At 64.5% G+C, this 1856-nt stretch carries 5 protein-coding genes; 2 read left to right on the top strand and 3 right to left on the bottom strand.

What is annotated here, in order from left to right; all coding sequences use genetic code 11:
• The 3 genes from ABT116_RS44070 to ABT116_RS44060 form a co-directional block, all read right to left on the bottom strand.
• Positions 1-474, bottom strand: a 474-nt coding sequence (locus ABT116_RS44070) for a hypothetical protein (RefSeq protein ID WP_351646470.1), incomplete at its 3' end; no start/stop codon positions are given.
• A 24-nt stretch (positions 475-498) separates the two neighbouring features.
• Positions 499-750: a hypothetical protein gene (locus tag ABT116_RS44065; protein ID WP_351646468.1), complete on the bottom strand. Its 252-nt coding sequence runs from the start codon at positions 748-750 to the stop codon at positions 499-501.
• A gap of 80 nt (positions 751-830) precedes the next feature.
• Positions 831-1316: a hypothetical protein gene (locus ABT116_RS44060; protein ID WP_351646466.1), complete on the bottom strand. Its 486-nt coding sequence runs from the start codon at positions 1314-1316 to the stop codon at positions 831-833.
• On the opposite strand from ABT116_RS44060, the gene ABT116_RS44055 reads away from it, so the two are divergent.
• The gene (locus ABT116_RS44055; RefSeq protein ID WP_351646464.1) at positions 1315-1500 is read left to right on the top strand and encodes a hypothetical protein; all 186 of its coding nucleotides are present in this window, start codon (positions 1315-1317) and stop codon (positions 1498-1500) included. The two genes, ABT116_RS44060 and ABT116_RS44055, sit on opposite strands and share 2 nt — an antisense overlap.
• Before the next feature lie 79 nt (positions 1501-1579).
• Positions 1580-1856 (top strand): helix-turn-helix domain-containing protein (locus ABT116_RS44050; RefSeq protein ID WP_351646462.1); only part of this gene is annotated, 277 nt, incomplete at its 3' end.

Below are 1856 nucleotides of genomic sequence, written 5' to 3'. Positions count from 1 at the left end.
AACAGCTCGTCGACGCCCGCGGGGTCGGCCCGGCGTCGGACGTCTTCTCCCTCGGGGCCTCGCCCCGTTGCTCCCCTGCGGCCGTTGCCCGTAGAAGTGCGTCTGCACATCCTGGAGGAACGCAGCGGTGACCTTGAAGTGTTTGCCTCGCAACAGTTCCGACCACACTCGCTCGTACGCTTCACCGCATACCGCCATCAGCAGCGGCTGAAAGTCTTGGGGAGACAGATTCTTGATCCCGTGCTCGAGGAGCATGGTCATCGCGACGATCCGTTCGGTCTCGACCGGCTCGGTGATTACGATGTCGGGCACGATGCCGTCTTCTTCACCGATGACGTACGGGTCGAGGGGCACGAAGTCCTTGGTGGCTTCGTTGGCGAGGGCGGTGAAGCGGCCGACGGCCTTCTTCTCCGGTTCCTGCACGGGCGCGATGCGGCGGGGCTTGGGGGCGGTGGCCTTGCGGGGGGTAGCCATGGGGTGTCTCTTTTCGTTCGAGGGTCAGGAGGCCGAGCGGGAGCGCGGCTTGGCGGGCTTGGACGGCTGGGCGTCCTCGGATGAGATGGCCTCGCCGGTCTCAGCGGGTGTCGACGCGTCGTTGGTTGCGGTGCTGTCGTCGGCCAGGTCGGGATCTGGTGCTGCGGCACGGAAACCGCGGCCCAGCAGGTTGTGGTAGGCGGTTGCGCTGTGAACGGTGACCTTCTCCTCGCCCTTTTCCAAGACGCGGGGAAGGCCGTACGGGTTGTCGGACATGTTCTCTCCCAAAGGTGTTCAGGTTGTGGACGAAACGCCCGCCACACCAGAGAGCTGGTGCGGCGGGCGTGTTGGATCGATCAGGCGAAGCCGTGCTTGCCGGCGAGGGCCTTCCAGCCCGGACCACCGAAGAACAGTCGCGAGGAGTACCCGAGGGTCGAGTCGACCTTCGCCTTGAGGGTCATCGGGTAGGACAGCGCCTTGTCCGTTCCCCAGTCCTGCGCTGCGACTTCGGAAACCGTTGCGCGGGGCAGGATGCGGCCGAAGTAGATTTCTTCGCCTTCCGCGCCGTCGATGCCGAGGAAGATCGTCCGGTAGTACCGCGTTGCAGGGGAGGTGGGTTCGGAGAACTGAACTTCACCGGTTGTCGGGTCGGGCGCCACCTGAGACAGGTCGACGTTGTGGTACATCTCGAGGACCCTGCGGCTGGTCTCGATCGGGGTGTATCCGACGGCGAGTGTGCGCTTGATGACGTCCTCGCGGACTTCTTCGAGCACGCCCCACGCTTCGATGGTCGTGGTCTGGACGTCCGGGGTGAAGTTCAAGGGCACGATCGCCTGGTTCATGTGGTTGGCCGTCCACGTGATGTATCTGGTGGGCTTCCGCAACCGGTACGTCGCTGTGATGTCGTGGTTCGGTTCGTTCATCGGGCACCGTCGTCCGCACTTCCACTACGCGCAGGAGCCGATGAAGATCGAGGCCGCGCCGCCGGCGGTCGAACGCGAACCGGAATTGGCGCACTCCGCGTAGCTCCGCACCGCCTGAACACGTTTCGCCTGATGTCAGTCACAGTGGATTCTTGGTGGCACTGCCCTGTCACACTGTGTGAATGGCATCAGGCGACCGTTCGTTGATCGGCCGGGCATTCATCGTGCTCGGTGCCTTCGACGCGACGTCGCCGCGGTTGACGCAATCGGAGATCAGTCGTCGCACCGATCTGCCACTGCCCACCGTCCATCGACTGTGTGGGCAGTTGGTGGCTGAGGGCGCACTCGAGCGTCGGAGTGACGGCAAGTACCAGGTGGGAGTGCGGTTGTGGGAGATCGGCGCTCTTGCGCCCGGGGCACATGGGCTCAGGCAGGTGGCGTTGCCGTTTCTCGAAGACC

This window comes from Streptomyces sp. NPDC002130, from assembly GCF_040296465.1.
GTDB lineage: Bacteria > Actinomycetota > Actinomycetes > Streptomycetales > Streptomycetaceae > Streptomyces.
The sequence above is the reverse complement of the archived record's forward strand: the minus strand, read 5'-3'. Positions and strand labels throughout refer to the sequence as shown.

Excerpts from the sequence above, each read along its gene's own strand:
- ABT116_RS44060 (WP_351646466.1), bottom strand. The coding sequence starts at position 1,316 with ATGAACCAGGCGATCGTGCCCTTGAACTTCACCCCGGACGTCCAGACC.
- ABT116_RS44055 (WP_351646464.1), top strand. The coding sequence starts at position 1,315 with ATGTGGTTGGCCGTCCACGTGATGTATCTGGTGGGCTTCCGCAACCGG.
- ABT116_RS44065 (WP_351646468.1), bottom strand. The coding sequence starts at position 750 with ATGTCCGACAACCCGTACGGCCTTCCCCGCGTCTTGGAAAAGGGCGAG.